Below are 16,987 nucleotides of genomic sequence, written 5' to 3' on the forward strand. Positions count from 1 at the left end.
GTCGTTCGCCGCGAACCTGCGCACCTGACACTCCTGACCTGGTCGTACACGGATGGGTTGCCGCACCGTACGGGGCCGGTGCCCGCGTGGACAAGAGGGTGCGGCGGGAGTCGGCGTGTTCTCGGCCGCTACGCGTAGTGGCGGTAGATCGCCGATGCCACGCACGCCGGCTTCTCCGCGCCCTCCACCTCGATCGTGAAGGTCAGTCGCATCTCGACACCGTTGGCCTTGACCTCCTCCACAGAGTCCACGGTGCCGTGCAGTCGGATCTTCGCCCCCACCTTCACCGGGCTGGGGAAACGCACCTTGTCCAGGCCGTAGTTGATGTTCATCGAGATGCCTTCGACCGCGAGCAGGTCGTTGAAGAGCGGGATGACGAGGGAGAGCGTCAGGTAGCCGTGGGCGATCGGGGCGCCGAAGGGGCCGGCGGCCGCGCGTTCGGGGTCGGTGTGGATCCACTGGTGGTCGCCGGTGGCGCCGGCGAAGTTGTTCACCCGCTGCTGGGTGATCTCCAGCCAGTCGGTGCGGCCGAGGTCGGCGCCGGTGAGGGACTTGATCTCGTCGAGGCTGGTGACGGTACGGAGTGCGGTCATGAGTCGGCTCCAGGGAGAGGGAGGGTTCCGTAGGTTTCGCGGATGCGGGGTTTGAGCAGCTTGCCGGCGCCGCTGCGGGGCAGCGCGTCGGCGAAGACGACGGACTTGGGGATCTTGTAACGGGCGAGCCGCCCGTCGAGCGAGGCGAGGATCGCGGCGGCGTCGGCCTCGGAGCCCGGTGTGCGGACGACGATTGCGCGGCCCACCTCGCCCCATGTCGCGTCGGGCACGCCGATCACGGCACAGTCGGCGACGGCCGGGTGCTCGTACAGGGCCTGTTCCACCTCGGCCGGGTAGATGTTCTCCCCACCAGAAATGATCAGGTCTTTGGCGCGGTCGACGATCGTGACGTATCCGTCGGCGTCCGCCACCGCCACGTCTCCGGTACGGAGCCAGCCGTCCGAGAGGGCCGCCGTGGTCGCCTCGGGCAGGCCCCAGTAGCCGGACATGACGGTGGGGCCCTGGACGAGCAGTTCGCCGCGCTCGGCGTCCATGCCGGACGGGTCGACGATCCGGATGTCGTTGAAGAAGTGGGGCAGGCCCGCGCTGCCCGCCTTGGCCAGGGCGTTGTCGGCGTCGAGGAGGCACACGCCGGGGGACGCCTCGGTCATGCCGTAGCCCTGGACGAAGCGCAGATCGCGCGCCTCGTACGTATGGATCAGTGCCTGGGGAACCGGGGCTCCGCCGCACATCAGCTTCCGTACGGACGACAGGTCGGCCTGTGCGAAGCGTTTCTCGGCGGCGATCTGCGCGAACATCGTGGGCACACCGAACATCAACGTCACCCCGTGCTCCTCGACCAGGGTGAGGGTGCGGGAGGGTGAGAACGACTCCTCCAGGACGAGTGTGCCGCCCTTGAGGAAGGTCGGCAGGCACGTCATGTTGAGGGCCGCCGTGTGGAACAGCGGCGCTGACAGGAGTGTGACCTCGTCGGCGGCGAAGTCGGCGTCGATGAGGGTGTTGACGCTGTTCCAGGTCAGGTTGGAGTGGGTGAGTGCGGCGCCCTTCGCGCGGCCGGTGGTCCCCGAGGTGTACATGATCATCGCCAGGTCGTCGGGGGAGACGGCCTCGTCGAGCGGGGACGTCGAGGCATGGGCGAGGGCGTCCTCGTAGGTGTCGTCGACGGGGACGAGCGGGAAGGTCCCGCAGGTACTGGCGAACGCGCCGAACGACACCGTGTGCACGAGCAGGCGTGCGCCGGAGTCGCTGAGGCAGTGCCGCAACTCGGCGTCGGCGAGCCGGGTGTTGAGCGGTACGAACACCGCGCCCAGCCGGGCGGTCGCGAACATCGACTCGAGGAAGGCGGGGTGGTTCGGGCCGAGGAACGCGACCCGGTCGCCGCGGCGGACTCCGAGGGTGTGTAGATGGCGGGCGAGGCGGGTGGTGCGATCGTGCAGCTGGGCGTAGGTGTGACGGGTGATCCGGTCGTCCTGTCGGTGCACGACTGCGACGCGGCCCGGGGTCTTACGGGCGCGACGTGCGGTCCAGGATCCGATGCCTTGGTCGCGCATGCGGGAGCTCCTTTTGCGTCCCTCGACAGCTGTGCGGCTGGGCGGGGCCGGTCCTCGGCGGGTCGCCACCCGGTGGATCGGCCCTCGGGCCGGTGCCCGGGCCGGTCCTCGGGTCAGTCCTTGGTGAAGCCGAACAGCCGTGCCGCGTTCTCCTTGAGGATCTTCGGCCGGACCTCGTCCTTGACCGGCAGTGCGGCGAAGTCCTTCAGCCAGCGCTCAGGGGTGAGCAGCGGGTAGTCCGTCCCGAACAGCACCTTGTCCTTGAGTAGCGTGTTGGCGTACTGGACGAGCTGCGGCGGGAAGTACTTCGGCGACCAGCCCGACAGATCGATGTACACCTGCGGTTTGTGCGTGGCCACCGACAGGGCCTCGTCCTGCCAGGGGAAGGACGGGTGGGCCATGATGATCGGCATGCCGGGGAAGTCGGCGGCCACGTCGTCGATGTGCAGCGGGTTGGAGTACTTCAGGCGGATGCCCCCGCCGCCGGGCGCGCCCGCGCCGATGCCGGTCTGGCCGCTGTGGAAGACGGCGATCGCACCGGCCTCCTCGATCGCCTCGTACAGGACGTACGCGGAGCGGTCGTTGGGGTAGAAGGCCTGCACGTTGGGATGGAACTTGAAGCCCCGCACCCCGAAGTCCCGTACCAGACGCCGCACTTCGCGGGCGCCCGCCTTTCCCTTGGCAGGGTCGATCGAGGCGAAGGGTATGATCACGTCAGGGTTCTCGGCGGCAGCCTCGGCGATCTCCTCGTTGGGTACGGCGGGGATGCCGGTCGCTGCCTCCGCGTCGACGGTGAAGACGACGCAGGCCATCTTCCGCTCGCGGTAGTACGCGGCGATCTCGGGTAGGGTCGGCCTGCGGTGGCCACCCTCGACCTTGAAATATTCACCGGAGGCGTCCTCGAGCTCGGCGGAGAGCGAGCCCTGCCCGCGCGCGGATACTTCGGCGTGGGTGTGTACGTCGATCGCTTTGATCGCGTCGATATCGATACCGGGCATGGAGTGGTCGTCTCCTCTATAGCTTCGGGGCGGGGATGCCGTAGGACTCCGGGTGCTGTCCCACCGAGGTCGGCCAGGCCGCCGCGATCGCGTCGGCCGTCCATCCGCCGTCGGCGTACGCGGCCGAGATCTCCTGGGGATGCGACCACAGCGACAGCTTGTCGCCGCCGATGCCGACGCACTGGCCGGTGACGTCCGCGGCCGCCTCGGAGGCGAGGAAGACGACCAGGCCGGCGCAGTCCTGGGCGGAACCGAAAGCGATGCCCTTGCGCAGGGTGTCCGGGAACGGCGTGCCGTCGTTCTCGTATGCCTCGATGTGCGGGGCGAACAGCGGCATCGTCTTCGTCATCTCGGTGGCCGCGTTGGGGACGACGGCGTTCGCGGTGATGCCGGCCCTGGCCAGTTCCATGGCCCAGGTGCGGACCATCGCGGCGATGCCCGCCTTGGCGGCGGCGTAGTTGGTCTGGCCGAAGTTGCCGCGCTGCCCCGCGGGCGAGCCGGCGACGATGATGCGGCCGCCGCCGCCCTGCTCGCGCATGCGGATCGCGGCGGCGCGGGCGCAGGTGAACGTGCCGCGCAGATGCACCTGCTGGACGGTGTCGAAATCGTCGTCGGACATCTTCCACAGCACGCGGTCGCGGAGCACGCCCGCGTTGGTGACCATCACGTCGAGCCGGCCGTACTCGGCGACGGCCCGCCCGACCAGCGTGTCTGCCGCCTCCGTGGTGCCGACCGCGACGGTCTCCGCGACCGCGCGGCCGCCGTCCCCGGTGATCTGCTTGACGGCGGCCTCGGCGGCCTGCGCATCCACGTCGTTGACGACGACCGAGGCGCCGGCGGCGGCCAGGGCGCGGGCATAGGCGAGGCCGAGGCCGCCCCCGCTGCCGGTGACGACGGCGGTCTTGCCGGAAAGGTCCATGGGTGGGTCTCCTTGGTGGGTGGGGTGCGCCGTAACGCTAGGCAGTTATGTTGCGACGGTCAATAGAGTGCGTAACAATGAGCTCGCGTGATCATGTGCGCGTGCCGGAGCGGTGAAGCGGAGAGGGAAGGACGTCATGGCGGCAGCGGAGGAAGCCGAAGTGCCGGAAGAGGGCGGGGAGATGGGGCTGCGCCCGCAGTCGCTGATGCTCACCTTCCTCGGCAACTACGTGCTCGGCGGCGACGCCTACGTCTACTCGGGAAGCGTCATCGACGTCTTCGGCCGCGCGGGCGTCAGTGAGCACGCCACCCGCTCGACCCTGACCCGCATGGTCGGCCGCGGTCTGCTGCACCGTCGCCGGGTGGGCCGCCGGATGTACTTCGGCCTCACCGACCGCGCAGTTGCCATCCTGCGCGACGGTGAGGACCGAGTCTGGAAACAGGGCGCGGTCAACGACTCCTGGGACGGCACCTGGACCCTGCTCGCCTTCTCCCTCCCCGAGGCCAGCCAGCGCCAACGGCACGGACTGCGCGCCCAGCTGGCCTGGGCCGGCTTCGGCCCGCTGATCGGCGGACTGTGGATCGCGCCCGGCCGGGCCGACACGGAGGAGATCACCGCCGACCTCGGCTTCGGTGGCCGGGTCACCGTCTTCCACTCCACCGTCGACCCGGCCACCGACATCGCCCGCATGGTCCACGAGACCTGGGACCTGGCGACCCCCGCCGCCGGCTATCGCGCCTTCACCGACCGCTGGTCCGCCCTGGCCGACGGCGCGGACGACGCCACGGACACCGACCCGCTCGCCGTCAAACTGCGGCTGCTCACCGAGTGGCTGGTCATCGTCCGCGCCGACCCGCACCTGCCTGTCCGGCACCTCCCCGAGGACTGGCCGGCCGCCCGCGCCCAGGACGTATTCCGCCGGGCCGACGCCCGGGTGGACGCGGCGGCCCAGCGGCTCGCGGAGGAGCTCCTGGAGACGCTGCCGGCCCAGGAGGACTGAGGGGGCCCGCCGTCAGCGCTAGGGCCGGGCGAGGTCGTAAGCGCGGGGGTACGGCCCGGCCTCGTACGTGAGGTACCGGGCCGGGTCCGCCGGATCGATCCTGCCCGCCTCGGCGTTGAGGGCCTCGGCACCGGTGTTCCCCCAGCGCCCGCTGTCGACCCGCTGCTTCAGCGCGTGCACCGCGGCGACCTGCTCGGCAGCGGAGAAGGTGCAGTGCCCGGCGTTCTCCACGTAGGCCTGCCGGAACAGGGTCAGCTTCCCGGCCCCGGTGACCGCCCGCCGGTGGGCGCTCATGGCCTGGACCGGGATGAGGGCATCGCCGGTGGTGTGGATGTCCAGCTGAGGCTTGCGCAGTTCACCGGTGAAGGCGATGTTCCGGGTCATGAAGGCGACGGCGGCTGGGTCCGCGCTGATCCGCGGCGTCCGCTCCAGGCGGGCGAGATCGCTCTCCAGGGAGCGGCCCGCCGCCTTGTAGAGACCCTTGACCTGCTTGTACGTGGCCGAGTCGTGCAGCATCTCCGCGTAGTCGACCCCGGTGTTCCAGGACATGTTGCCGCCTGCCCTGCTCTCGGCTTCCAGGCGCCAGCGGAAGGCGGGCAGGGCGACCAGACCGGACAGCGCCTCGTACTGGTTGGCCTGCTGGGCCGTGTAGTCGTCCGGGGCGGGACGGGTCTGGGCGGGGGAGTTCCAGCCGGGGATGTTGTGCAGGGCGGCGGCGAGCGCGATCCGGGCGCGACCGGCCCGATCGCCCTGGGCTGCGGTCACGGCCTCGGAGAGGGTGTTCGCGGCGCTGTTCGCGGTGGCCGCGTCGCCGAGGCCGGTCAGCTGGATGTCCTTGGCGTCTGCGAGAAGGGTCTTCAGCGCGAAGACGGGGTCGAGGGTGGAGTTCCAGTTGGCGACGCCGCCCTGGAGCAGGCCGCACTCGGAGAGCGAGCCGTCGATGCGGTCCGGGTGGCGTTCGGCCAGCGCCGTGGTGACCAGGCCGCCGTAGGAACGTCCCCAGGCCAGGGTGGTGCGGGCCGTGCCGACCTGCGCGGCGAACCGGTCGAGCGTCGCCAGCTGGTCGGGAACCGCCTCGCCGACGGCCCAGCCGGTGGTGGCGTACGAGGATCCGGCCAGTGCGTAGCCCTCGGCAAGCAGCCGGGTCTTCGTCGGTGCGTCGGGGGCGTTCGTGGCCGGGTTGGGGGAGCCTGCCGGGGTGTAGCCGTGGCTGAAGAGGAGCAGGGTGCCGTTCCAGTCGGCGGGGGCGTCGATCACATAGGCGGCGCCGGAGGCGAGTGTTCCCTCCAGGTGTACTGGCTGCGTCTCGGCATGCGCCGGGGCGGCGGCAAGGGTGAGGACGGCGGCGAGCGCGGCCGGGCCTCTGAGTGCGGGGGAGAGCAGTTTCACGGGCGGACCTCGCTCTGGCTGGGGAGGGCGGTGGGCTTCACGGGGGCTTCGCCGGTCCGGCCGGCCCCGACGGCCCCGTCGGTGAGCCGGCGCGTGCTGGTTTCGCCGAGCAGCAGGATGCTGACCACGCTCAGGGCGCAGAACGCGGCGATGACCACGGAGATCACGGTGGTGTCCGAACTTCCGGAGGATCGCTGGAGCTCGGCGAAGAGCAGCGGCGCGAATCCGGCGCCGAGCGCGGCGAGTTGATAGCCGAGGGAGGCCCCGGTGTAGCGACTCCGTGTGGCGAACAACTCGGCACAGAGCGCGGCGAGAGGCCCGTACATCATCGGCTGGATCAGGGACTGACCGAGGATCAGGGCCAGCACGAGCTGCCCGGGGCTGCCGGAGTCGACCAGCGGGAAGAGCGCGAAGCCGAACACGGCCATCGCGACCGCACCGGTCAGGACGACGGGCCGGCGCCCGACCCGGTCGGAGAGGGCGGACCAGCCGAGGATGCCGATCACGGCGAGCGCCGAGGACAGGGTGAGCGAGTTCAGCACGGTCTGGCGCTCGTGGCCGTGCTGGACTCCGTACGCGATGAGGAAGGTTGTCAGTGTGCCCTGCGCGACGAACGCGGCGAGGCCGGTGCCGACCGCAAGGAGCAGCACGCGCGGCTGGTCGCGCAGGACCTGGAGCAGCGGGATCCCGCGCGGCTTCGGCTTTTGGCCGGCCGCCGTGAACACCGGCGTCTCCTCAACCCGCAGCCGGATGAACAGGCCGACCGCGAGCAGCAGGATGCTTAGCAGGAACGGCACCCGCCAGCCCCAGGACAGGAACGCCTCCTCGCCGACGACCGCACTGGTGCCGGTGAGCGCGGCGGTGGACAGGATGGTCCCGCAGGGTGCCCCGGCGTTGGTGAACGCGGCCCACAGTCCGCGCCGGGTGGTGGCGTGCTCGGCGGACATCAGGACCGCCCCGCCCCATTCGCCGCCGGCCGCTATGCCCTGGAGGACGCGCAGCGTGACCAGGAGAACCGCGGCCCAGCCGCCGATCTGACGGTCCGTCGGAAGCAGTCCGATGAGGAAGCTGACCACGCCCATCAGGGTCATGGTCGTCACCAGCATCCGCTTACGGCCGAGCCGGTCGCCGAAGTGCCCGAAGACGATGCCGCCGAGCGGGCGCGCCACGTACCCGGCGGCGAAGGTGCCGAGGCTCGCCACCGTCCCGGCAAGGGGGTCGAGGCTGGAGAAGAAGACCTTGTTGAACACGACGGCGGAGGCCGTGGCATACAGCAGGAAGTCGTAGTACTCGATCACGCTGCCGATGAAGCTGCCGGTCACCGCGCGGCGCAGCTGGGCCGGGCTGTGTGGAGGTGGTGGCGAGGAAGCGGGACTTGTGGTGTCTGCCATGGCTGCCATCCCTGTCTTGTGGGCCGGCCAGGTCTCGGACCGGTCGTCGCGAGGGAACGTACGGCGAATATCCGACGACCGTCAAGAATCTGCACAAGATTGCTGGAGGTCGTCGAGGGGCGACCGGAAGGGCGTCCCGAAGTTCGGCCGAATCATTGACGGTGATCGCAATTGCGCCTAACTTCCGTAGATTTGGGCTACTGTCGCGACCGCTCCAGAAGGCCGCCATGGCCGCATTCGTCCGTGACCGGTGGTACGTCGCCGCCTGCGCCCGCGAGTTCGGTCGGGCATCGTGCAAGGAAAATGCGGCCTCGGCGGTGTCCCCCGCCGCCTCGCCGACCCGTCGTACGAGATCCGCGTTCCAGGTTGTGCCCAGGCCCACCGCTTCGAGGGTCGCACCTAACCCGGCCGGCACCACCACGTCACCCTCGTCTCGGTCGCCCGCGCCTTCTGCACGGTGCAGCGGCTGTCCCGGTCCCCAAAAAAGTCGGCGTCGGCCTGAGCCTCTACCGAGTCGTCCGCGAACTGCAGATACTCCTCGCAGCCTGGTCCGGCGCCTGCCCCACCTGTCACCGCAACATCCCCGACCCGGCACCAACCCGACCAAGCCCTACAAGCGCCTGTCCGGCGGATGGGCGTGTCCGGGTTGCCCGGACCGGGCAGCGCCGCCCGGGTGAGGAGGTCGGGGTGACGAGGTTGGTGGCGAGCAGGGTGCGGGCCGAGTCCCGTGAATAGGTCTCCAGTGACTCGGAGTTGGTGATGCCCCCGCCGGTGACGACGACTGTGCGTGTTGTGGTGGCGTCGATGGTCTGCATGCGCCGGATGTTCTCGTAGGCGTACCTCCGGGCCATGGCGCGCGGACGTGAGTGTCAGAATGACGGCTCGCAGGCGGTGTCGATCGGGTGGGTGGCGTACATGACCATGCATGCGGCGCGTCCGTCCGGAGCGGGGAAGAGCAGTCGTGGCGGACAGTCATGGGGGAGCGTCGGTGGACAGCGGGAAGGCCGCGCAGAGTGACGGGTCGACGTCGGTGAAGATCGCGCATATCGCCGAGTTGGCGGGCGTATCAGTGCCCACGGTGTCGCGGGTGCTCAATGGCCGACCAGGGGTGTCCGACGAGACCCGGGCCCGAGTCCAGGAACTGATCAACGAGTACGGATACCGCAAGTCCTCGGACAACAAGCAGAAGTTCGTAGAGCTGATCTTCCGAGAGCTGGAGAGCATGTGGGTGGGGGAGATCATCCGCGGTGTCGAGGAGGTGGCCCGCAGGAACCGCGCCGGCGTCGTGGTCTCCAAGTTCGGCCTGCACGACGCCGACGCCTCGCTCGACGACACCGTGGGGCGACGCCCGCTGTGTGTGCTGTCGGTGTTCCAGCTCCCTGAAGCGGAACGGGAGCGACTCAAGGCGAAGGGCATCCCCTACGTCGTCTTCGATCCGGTGGACGACGTTCCCGACGGTGTTCCCTATGTCGGCGCCACCAACTTCAAGGGGGGCCAGTCCGCGACGCGCCACCCGATCTCGCTGGGGCACCGGCGCATTGCCATGATCGGCGGCCCCGATCACGCGTTCTGCCTGGCCCGGGCGGCGGGCTACCGGTCCGCTCTCGAGGCGGCCGGACTCCCCGTGGACCCGGATCTGACGGTCCGTACCCAGCTCACGCGCGAGGGCGGCCAGGCCGCGGCACGCACCCTGCTCGGCCGGCCCGATCGGCCCACCGCGATCGTCACCGCGAACGACATGCAGGCACTCGGTGTCTACCAGGCGGCCCGCGAGGCCGGGCTGCGCGTCCCACAGGATCTGAGCGTGGTCGGCTTCGACGACATGCCGGTCGCGGTCTGGGCCGATCCCCCGCTGACGACGGTGCATCAGCCGTTGAGCGAAATGGCCGCCTCCGCCACCGAGTTGGCCCTCGCGCTCGGTCGCGGGGAGAGGGTGCCGCAGCTCGGCCTGGAGGTCGCCACGAAACTCGTGGTCCGCCAGAGCACGGCCCCGCCGAAGAGCTGAGCGCGGCTCCGCCGACGAACCGAGCGCAGCGTCCGGCGCGACCCAGGTGTGCCCCGGTGCCCTCCAAGTCGCCCGCTCACCACAGGTGTTGAAAGTTTCGCGCAAGAAAGTTTCGCGCAAAACTTTCGAGTGCCGGGCCGAAAATATTGCGGGCACAGCATTGACCGGACTCCGTCAAGCGCCCCATCATTCCTACGTCCGAAGGTCCGGTCGCCGTCCGGTATTTCGACCAAACTTCGGGCTGGTCCGGCCTGGGCCGTACAGCCGACCAACCCCGCTTCACCGCAGGCGCACCATTCGAGCCGCTATGGAGTTGCCCAATTGACACATCGTCTCCGCCCCCGTCCCCGTCGTCGCCATGCCTATGTGGCCCTGCTCATCGCCCTGCTGGCGGCGTTCTTAGCCGTGCCCGCCAAGGGAGCGACACCGGCGGGCACCCTCCGGCAGGACCTGCCGGGCAGTTTCCGATGGTCGTCCACAGGACCGGTGATCTCACCGCAGCAGGACGGCAGTAACTCCGTCGCCGTCAAGGACCCGTCGGTGGTCCAGGACAAGAACGGCAGATGGCACGTCTTTATGACCACCGCGAGCACCTCCGGCGACTGGAGCCTGGCCCACACCAGCTTCTCCGACTGGTCCCAGGCCGCCGGTGCGAAACAGACCCACCTGGAGACCGCCTCCCGCATCGGCCCCGGCTACCGTGCCGCCCCGCACGCCTTCTACTTCGCCCCCAAGGACGAGTGGTACCTCGTCTACCAGACCGGCCTGCCGTCGTACTCCACCACCAAGGACATCAACGACCCGACCAGCTGGTCCGCCCCGAAGAACCTCATGAGCAGCGTGCCCGACGTCGTCCGGCAGAACATCGGCAACTGGCTCGACTTCTACGTGATCTGCGACGACGCGAAGTGCTACCTGTTCTCCGCGGACGACAACGGCCACGTGTACCGGTCCGAGACCACCGTCGCCAACTTCCCGAACGGCTTCGGCAACACCCGGATCGTGCTCCAGGACTCCCGCTTCGCGCTGTTCGAAGGAGGCGCGGTCTACCGCGTCAAGGGCACCGGCACCTACCTGCTGATCTGGGAGGCCATCGGCAGCGACGGCAACCGGTACTACCGCTCCTTCACATCCAAGGGCCTGACCGGCAACTGGCAGCCGCTCGCCGCCACCGAAGCCAACCCCTTCGCCCGCTCCACCAACGTCGCCTTCCCCGGCGGCGCCTGGACGAAGGACATCAGCCACGGCGAGCTGATCCGCGCCACCAACGACCAGACCATGACCATCGAGCCCTGCCGCCTCCGGCTCCTCTACCAGGGCCGGGACCCAGGCTCCAGCGGCGAGTACTCGCAGTTGCCCTACCGGCTCGGCCTGGCCACCCAGGCCGACTCCACCTGCTGAGACCCCTCCCTGTCCCCTCACGCAAGGAGTCACACATGTCGTTCAGTCGACGTACCTTCCTCGGCCTGACCGCGGCCGCGACAGCGGGCCTGAGCACCCCCCTGCTCGACTCCGCACTGCACCCCGCCTCGGGTGCCGAACCGTCGGCGCCTGCCGGTGAGTTCGCCATCGGAGTGCGCCAGTTCAACTGGAGCCGCGGCGCCCGCTCGCTGTTCACCAAGGTCTTCTACCCCACCCCCGGCACCCCCGGCGGCGCCCCCGTTCCCGACGCCCCTCTCGCCGACGGTGTGTTCCCCGTCGCCGAGTGGAGCCACGGCATGGGCGGCAACTCCGACTCCTACGCCTCGCAGACCCACGCGATAGCCTCCGCCGGCTTCATCTGCCCCGCCCCCTCGTTCTCCGACAACACGAACCTCGGCTCCGTCTACGGAGGCGAATGGTCGAGGGACGTCTCCGAGGTCATCACCCGGACCCTGGCGCTCAACGACGCCACGGGCGGCCCCTTCGCCGGGCACATCGACACCGCGGCCGGCGTCGGAGTCTCCGGGCACTCGATGGGCGGCATGACCACCCACGGCCTGGTGACCGCCTGGCCCGACGACCGTATCGCCGCCGCGGTCCCGGTCGCCTGCGTGGACATGGGCGCCCCCGCCGCCTCGGTCGGTGCCGGCGTGCTGTTCATCCACGGCGACAAGGACCCGACCTGCGACTACGCCCTTGCCCGGCGGGCGTACGAGGAACTGCCCGCGCCCAAGGCGTTCCTCACCCACGTCGGCGCGGACCACGCCGCGTACCTGAATCCGGGGTTCCCCACCTTCGGCCGGACCCAGAACACCCTCGTGGACTGGTTCCGCTGGCGTCTGTACGACGACACCGCCGCCCGCGACCGCCTCCCCGCCGACGCCACCGGCTCCGGCACCCGCTGGGAAGCCGCCCTGGCCTGACGGCCGACGGCCGTACGAGTCCAGGCCCTGCACTGCCCCCGCCCCCATCAGAGAGGGACACGCAATGACCGACAGATCCTCCAGAAGGCGCACCCCGCGACGCACCCGGTCGGCGATCACCGCCGCGGCGACCGGCGTCCTGGCGGCAGCGGCCGTCCTGACGTTCTCACCCACCGCTCAGGCCGCCGAATCCCTCGGCACCGCGGCCGCCCAGAGCGGCCGGTACTTCGGCGCCGCGGTCGCCCCCCACCTCGGTGAGACGGACTACGAGTCCACTCTCAACCGGGAGTTCTCCAGCGTCGTCGCCGAGAACGCGATGAAGTGGGACGCCACCGAGCCGAGCCCAGGTCAGTTCAACTTCAGCGGTGGCGACCAACTCGTCGCCTACGCCCAGCAGCGCGGCAAGTTCGTACGCGGCCACACTCTGGTCTGGCACGCCCAGCAGCCCGGCTGGGTACAGGGACTGACCGGCGACACCCTGCGCCAGGCGATGCGCAACCACATCTCCAAGGTCGCCGGCCACTACGCGGGCAAGATCGACTCCTGGGACGTGGTCAACGAGGCGTTCGAATGGGACGGCAGCCGACGCCAGTCCAACCTCCAGCGGCAGCTCGGCAACGGCTGGATCGAGGACGCCTTCCGCACCGCGAAAGCAGCCGACCCCAAGGCCAAGCTCTGCTACAACGACTACGGCACCGACGGCATCAACGCCAAGAGCGATGCCATCTACCGGATGGTCCAGGACTTCCGCGCCCGGGGCGTACCGATCGACTGCGTCGGCTTCCAGAGCCACCTGGCCTCGAACTCCGACCTCAGCACCTACCGGCAGAACCTCCAGCGCTTCGCCGACCTCGGCGTGCACGTGCAGATCACCGAGCTCGACGTCGCCGGCTCCGGCGCGGCACAGGCCAATGTGTACCGGCAGGTCACCCAGGCGTGCGTGGCCGTCGCCCGGTGCAACGGCATCACCGTGTGGGGCGTCACCGACAAGTACTCCTGGCTCGCCCAGGAAACCCCGCTGCTCTTCAACGGCAACTATCAGAAGAAGGAGGCATACGGCGCGGTCCTCGCGGCGCTGAACAGCGCAGCGAGCTGAAGCCGGCCGGGGCCCGGCGGCAGTTCCGCCGGGCCCCGCATCCATACGCGACGTGTGGCCGTTCGTGGTCCGCACACGATCGAGGGCACTCACGGGGCGTCGTCGGTCGGCGAAGGCATGGCGCACGGACGCAGGACCATCAGTTGAGTGCCGGTGAGCGTTCCTGCAAGTTCGCCCCTTTTTAGCCCTCACGTGCGCGGAGTCCAGGACCGCCCGGGAAAGGTCGACCAGATCCCGCTCGTCCAGGAGCTGGAGGGTCTAAGCACGTCTGCGGCCTGTCGCGGACACGGGTCGACTCGTGACCGCGTAGGTGACGAGCGCGTACTCGCGCGGAGGGGACGACGGACGAGGTGACGCCGAGGCCCGCATCGACGACTCACCTTGGCTCGTGCGAAGAGGACGTCTGCGACTCCGCGTCGATCAAGCCCGGCCCACGGCTCACCTCCGCTCGCGCGGAGAAGTCATGGAATCGCCGCATCAACTGCATCCGCACCGCGCGCTCACGCACTCCAGCGGATATTTCCTCGGTGCGGCCATGGTCAGAGTTGTTCTCATGAGAGCCATCTGCCCCTCTGTCATCATCCTCCGCATCTTGGGGGAACGTCGAAACTGGTGGCTGTGATCAGCGCTGTCATGCCCAAGAAGGTGTCCTTGGCTGCGGCCCCACTCGCGCTCGCGCCGCGCCTCCGGATCCACTGTCAAGATGGCCCTGCCGGAACTGGCCCAGCTCATTGCCGGCCGGTGAGCTGGTGACGAAGTCCCCCGGTAGACGCCGCCGGGCCCCGCTCCCACTGCTGCTACCAGCCGTTTCACCCCGGCCGTCAGCTGTCCGTGGGTGGGCGGGACGTCCCGCCCACCGGTCACACGAGGCACGTTGGACCACACCGCTCACTCTGGCCAATCTGGCAACGGCGTTCCCGTGACCAGCGAATCTTCCGCATCCCCCGGGTGCGCAGTGAGCAAATTTGACCGTATCGCAGCCTGTCTTGATCGCGGCCTTTGCTAGTCATTGATCCTTGAGGCCATCTCGTTGCGTGTGTAGCGTCTCCCCGGTCGACCGATGGGCATCATTTTCGGGCCACAAGATGGTCGACATTCGAACTGCTAGCAGCGCTTATCCGGCACCGGCCATCAGCCATGGCCGCCGGCATGACATTTATGCCGGCTATCTCTTCTCTCCTGCCGGTCGACTACCGAGCATGATCATTAACGAGTGCTACCAGCCAATTTCCTCCTCGCCTGCTTCTGAATATTTCGGTTTGTCCCACATCGGAGAAGGGCCGCACGGTGCACGCACCTCACGGGGAACACTTTCCGCTGCTCTCCGCACAGTTGAGAACCTGGAATGCACAGATCGGCGACCTCACCAATCCCGTCTTCTCCATCTGTGACTACTTGGAAATCCGCGGCCCAGTGGACCCCGACCTCCTGCGCGCCGCACATCTGCAGGTCGAGCGCGAAGCCGACGCGCTGCGTCTGGGGATCATCACGGTGGAAGGCGAGCACCGCCAATTCGTGCACCCGGACCCGACTCCCTTGCAATGGGTCGACCTGAGTGCACGGACCGATCCGGCTGCGGCGGCTGCGGCGTGGATGGCGGAGGACGTCCACCGGCCGGTGGATCCGCTGAGGCTGTGCGGTGCTGCCGTCATCAAGACGGCGGACGACTGTTTCCTGCTGTACTGGAAGGTCCACCACGCCGTCGTCGACGGCTGGAGCCTCGCGCTGATCTTCAACCGCATGGCAGCCGTCTACAGCGCCTTGTCAGAGGGGCGGAGTTACGAGAAGGGGATGCTCCAGCCCTTCGAGCGGCTGCGGGAGAACGAGGCCGCGTATCGGCAGGGTAAACGTTTCCTCGCAGATCAAGCACACTGGCACAGCAAACTGGCGGACCGCCCGGAGCCCGTCGGACCCTCCCGTCGCCGGGCCCAAGTCACCGCAGGCCGGCGGCTTCGGCACGAGCTGGCGCCCGACCGGGTCGCCCGCCTGGGGGAGGTGGCGGACGGCCTGGGCGTGACCTGGTCCGATCTGGCCGTCAGCGCGATGGCCGCGTACGTGGGCAGCACGGTCCAGGTGCCCGAAGTAGTCCTGGGGCTTCCGACAGCCGGCCGGCTGAGTCCGCAGGTGCGCAACGCCGTCGGCATGGCGATGAACATCCTGCCGCTGCGGGTCCCCTTTGACGACGGATCGTCCCTGGTCGGTCACGCACAACGCGTCTCGCACGAAGTGCGTGAACTTCTGTTGCACTCGCGCTATCCCACGGCCGAGTTGTCGCGGGAGATCACCGAACGGGGCGGCAGCGGACGGCTGTGGGCCGCAATGGTCAACGTCATGCTGTTCGACCACCGGCTGGACTTCGCGGGAGTCCCGGCGATCCAGCACACGGTTTCGATCCCCCTCACCGTCGACATGACGGTGTACCTGATCCGGATCGCGTCCGACGGGACCATGGAACTCATCCTCGACACCCACTCCGACCTCTACAGCGCATCGGAGGCCGAGGCGCATCTGGCGGGGCTGCTGTCGATGTTCTACGCGATCGAGAAGGCCGGTCCGCACACGCCGCTCAACGCGCTGTGCCCCGGGCCCGAGCGGTCCCGTGCGTCGACGGGCTGACCACGCGCCGACCCGAGCAGAGCCGAACGGCGAACCTGGCCTGGCCAGATCCGGACCAGGCTAGGTCGAGGGCTGTGTGCCACGAACACACCCTGCCCGCACGCGCCCTCAGCACTGCGCACCTTGCGTCGTGATCGGAAAGGAGGCAGAAGCATGGACGCGTCCGCGGGCGAGACGGCAGTCCCTCGTTCATCCCGGCATCAGAAGGCCGCTGATCTCAAAGCAACGCTGAAACACCTGCGTACCGAGCCCCGGGGCTGGGTGTTCTCTCTCAAGCTGACACTGTGCGTCGTCCTCACCGGGGCGGGTGTCGCGTTGGCGCTGCAGCCCGTGCTCTGGTGTCGGATCGTCGGAGTGGTCCTGACCGGCGCCATGTTCGCGCACGCGGCGGAACTCCAGCATGAGACGCTGCACAATCTGGCCTATCGCGGCCGCTGGGCGAATACCGTCACCGGCATCGTCCTCGGGCTGCCGATGCTCATCTCCTTCGCCGCCTACCGGGCCACCCACATGCGCCACCACCGCGATCTGGGAACCCCGATGAACCGTGAGTTCTTCGACTACGGCGACCAGTACGGCGCGAAAGGGGACCGGTCGCGACTGGCTGTCGGTTTCGACTGGGCCGTTCGTTTCTCCATGGCCCACCACTACGTGTTCTTCGTCGCGAATCTCGGCCGCTCGCTGCTGGGTCGGGATTTCCCCGATGAGAACGCCCTGGTATCCCGCAGGATCCGGAGGGACCATTTTCTTGCGGCGGCTGTCGTTGCCGGGTTGGGCGCACTGACCTGGTGGACAGGATATGCCGTCATCGTCTGGGTGTGGTTGCTGCCGCTTCTGCTCGTCGCCGCTCCGGTGCACGCGGTGATCGAACTGCCCGAGCACTACCGGTGCGAGACCCTCAATCGGGACCCGTTCGCCAATACACGGACGATACGTTCCAACCGGATCGCCATGTGGTTCACAAACGGCAACAACTACCACGTCGAGCACCACTTGATGCCGAACCTTCCAATCGAGCGACTGCCCGCTCTCCACACCGAAGTCCGAGACCGGATCCGCTATTTCCACAGCGGATATCTCGACTTTTTCGTGAAGCTGCTCCGCAAGTGATCTCAAAAGGGGTG

The 16,987-nt window shown here is 68.8% G+C and carries 14 protein-coding genes; 7 read left to right on the forward strand and 7 right to left on the reverse strand.

Annotation, left to right across the window (positions count from 1 at the left end):
- Nucleotides 1-128 precede the first annotated feature (128 nt).
- The 4 genes from ACFT7S_RS27280 to ACFT7S_RS27295 form a co-directional block, all read right to left on the reverse strand.
- Nucleotides 129-593 carry a MaoC family dehydratase gene (locus tag ACFT7S_RS27280; protein WP_382736262.1) on the reverse strand — a complete coding sequence of 155 codons (465 nt, stop codon included), beginning with the start codon at nt 591-593 and terminating at the stop codon, nt 129-131.
- Nucleotides 590-2,104 carry a long-chain fatty acid--CoA ligase gene (locus tag ACFT7S_RS27285; protein WP_382736264.1) on the reverse strand — a complete coding sequence of 505 codons (1,515 nt, stop codon included), beginning with the start codon at nt 2,102-2,104 and terminating at the stop codon, nt 590-592. The genes ACFT7S_RS27280 and ACFT7S_RS27285 overlap by 4 nt, the downstream gene beginning before the upstream one ends.
- A 113-nt stretch (nt 2,105-2,217) precedes the next feature.
- Nucleotides 2,218-3,102: an amidohydrolase family protein gene (locus ACFT7S_RS27290; RefSeq protein ID WP_382736266.1), complete on the reverse strand. Its 885-nt coding sequence runs from the start codon at nt 3,100-3,102 to the stop codon at nt 2,218-2,220.
- Between the two features lie 16 nt (nt 3,103-3,118).
- Nucleotides 3,119-4,021, reverse strand: a complete 903-nt coding sequence (locus ACFT7S_RS27295) for an SDR family oxidoreductase (protein WP_382736268.1) — start codon at nt 4,019-4,021, stop codon at nt 3,119-3,121.
- A 136-nt stretch (nt 4,022-4,157) separates the two neighbouring features.
- Here ACFT7S_RS27295 and ACFT7S_RS27300 point away from each other — a divergent pair, with 136 nt between their 5' ends.
- Nucleotides 4,158-5,021 carry a PaaX family transcriptional regulator C-terminal domain-containing protein gene (locus ACFT7S_RS27300; RefSeq protein ID WP_382736269.1) on the forward strand — a complete coding sequence of 288 codons (864 nt, stop codon included), beginning with the start codon at nt 4,158-4,160 and terminating at the stop codon, nt 5,019-5,021.
- Nucleotides 5,022-5,039: 18 nt separating this feature from the next.
- Here the strand turns inward: ACFT7S_RS27300 and ACFT7S_RS27305 are convergent, their stop codons facing one another.
- The 3 genes from ACFT7S_RS27305 to ACFT7S_RS27315 all read right to left on the reverse strand — a co-directional run bounded on the left by ACFT7S_RS27305 (nt 5,040) and on the right by ACFT7S_RS27315 (nt 8,616).
- Nucleotides 5,040-6,410, reverse strand: coding sequence for an alpha/beta hydrolase family protein (locus ACFT7S_RS27305; protein ID WP_382736271.1), 1,371 nt, complete (start codon nt 6,408-6,410; stop codon nt 5,040-5,042).
- Nucleotides 6,407-7,801 (reverse strand): MFS transporter, encoded by a 1,395-nt coding sequence (locus ACFT7S_RS27310; protein ID WP_382736273.1) that lies wholly within the window; start codon nt 7,799-7,801, stop codon nt 6,407-6,409. Before ACFT7S_RS27310 ends, ACFT7S_RS27305 begins: the two co-directional genes overlap by 4 nt.
- Before the next feature lie 569 nt (nt 7,802-8,370).
- Entirely contained in the window at nt 8,371-8,616 is a 246-nt protein-coding gene (locus ACFT7S_RS27315; protein ID WP_382736275.1) for a hypothetical protein, read from the reverse strand.
- A gap of 215 nt (nt 8,617-8,831) precedes the next feature.
- On the opposite strand from ACFT7S_RS27315, the gene ACFT7S_RS27320 reads away from it, so the two are divergent.
- The 6 genes from ACFT7S_RS27320 (at nt 8,832) to ACFT7S_RS27345 (ending at nt 16,973) form a co-directional block, all read left to right on the forward strand.
- The gene (locus ACFT7S_RS27320) at nt 8,832-9,806 is read left to right on the forward strand and encodes a LacI family DNA-binding transcriptional regulator (RefSeq protein ID WP_382736352.1); all 975 of its coding nucleotides are present in this window, start codon (nt 8,832-8,834) and stop codon (nt 9,804-9,806) included.
- A gap of 321 nt (nt 9,807-10,127) precedes the next feature.
- Nucleotides 10,128-11,207, forward strand: coding sequence for a non-reducing end alpha-L-arabinofuranosidase family hydrolase (locus ACFT7S_RS27325; protein WP_382736277.1), 1,080 nt, complete (start codon nt 10,128-10,130; stop codon nt 11,205-11,207).
- A 35-nt stretch (nt 11,208-11,242) separates the two neighbouring features.
- A complete protein-coding gene (locus ACFT7S_RS27330) occupies nt 11,243-12,151 on the forward strand; it encodes an alpha/beta hydrolase family protein (protein WP_382736279.1) in 909 nt (302 codons plus the stop codon).
- Between the two features lie 64 nt (nt 12,152-12,215).
- Nucleotides 12,216-13,247 carry an endo-1,4-beta-xylanase gene (locus ACFT7S_RS27335; RefSeq protein WP_382736281.1) on the forward strand — a complete coding sequence of 344 codons (1,032 nt, stop codon included), beginning with the start codon at nt 12,216-12,218 and terminating at the stop codon, nt 13,245-13,247.
- A gap of 1,287 nt (nt 13,248-14,534) precedes the next feature.
- A complete protein-coding gene (locus tag ACFT7S_RS27340) occupies nt 14,535-15,863 on the forward strand; it encodes a condensation domain-containing protein (protein ID WP_382736283.1) in 1,329 nt (442 codons plus the stop codon).
- Between the two features lie 153 nt (nt 15,864-16,016).
- Nucleotides 16,017-16,973 carry a fatty acid desaturase family protein gene (locus ACFT7S_RS27345; RefSeq protein ID WP_382736285.1) on the forward strand — a complete coding sequence of 319 codons (957 nt, stop codon included), beginning with the start codon at nt 16,017-16,019 and terminating at the stop codon, nt 16,971-16,973.
- Nucleotides 16,974-16,987: the final 14 nt, after the last annotated feature.

This window comes from Streptomyces sp. NPDC057136, assembly GCF_042670885.1.
Classification (GTDB): Bacteria; Actinomycetota; Actinomycetes; order Streptomycetales; family Streptomycetaceae; genus Streptomyces.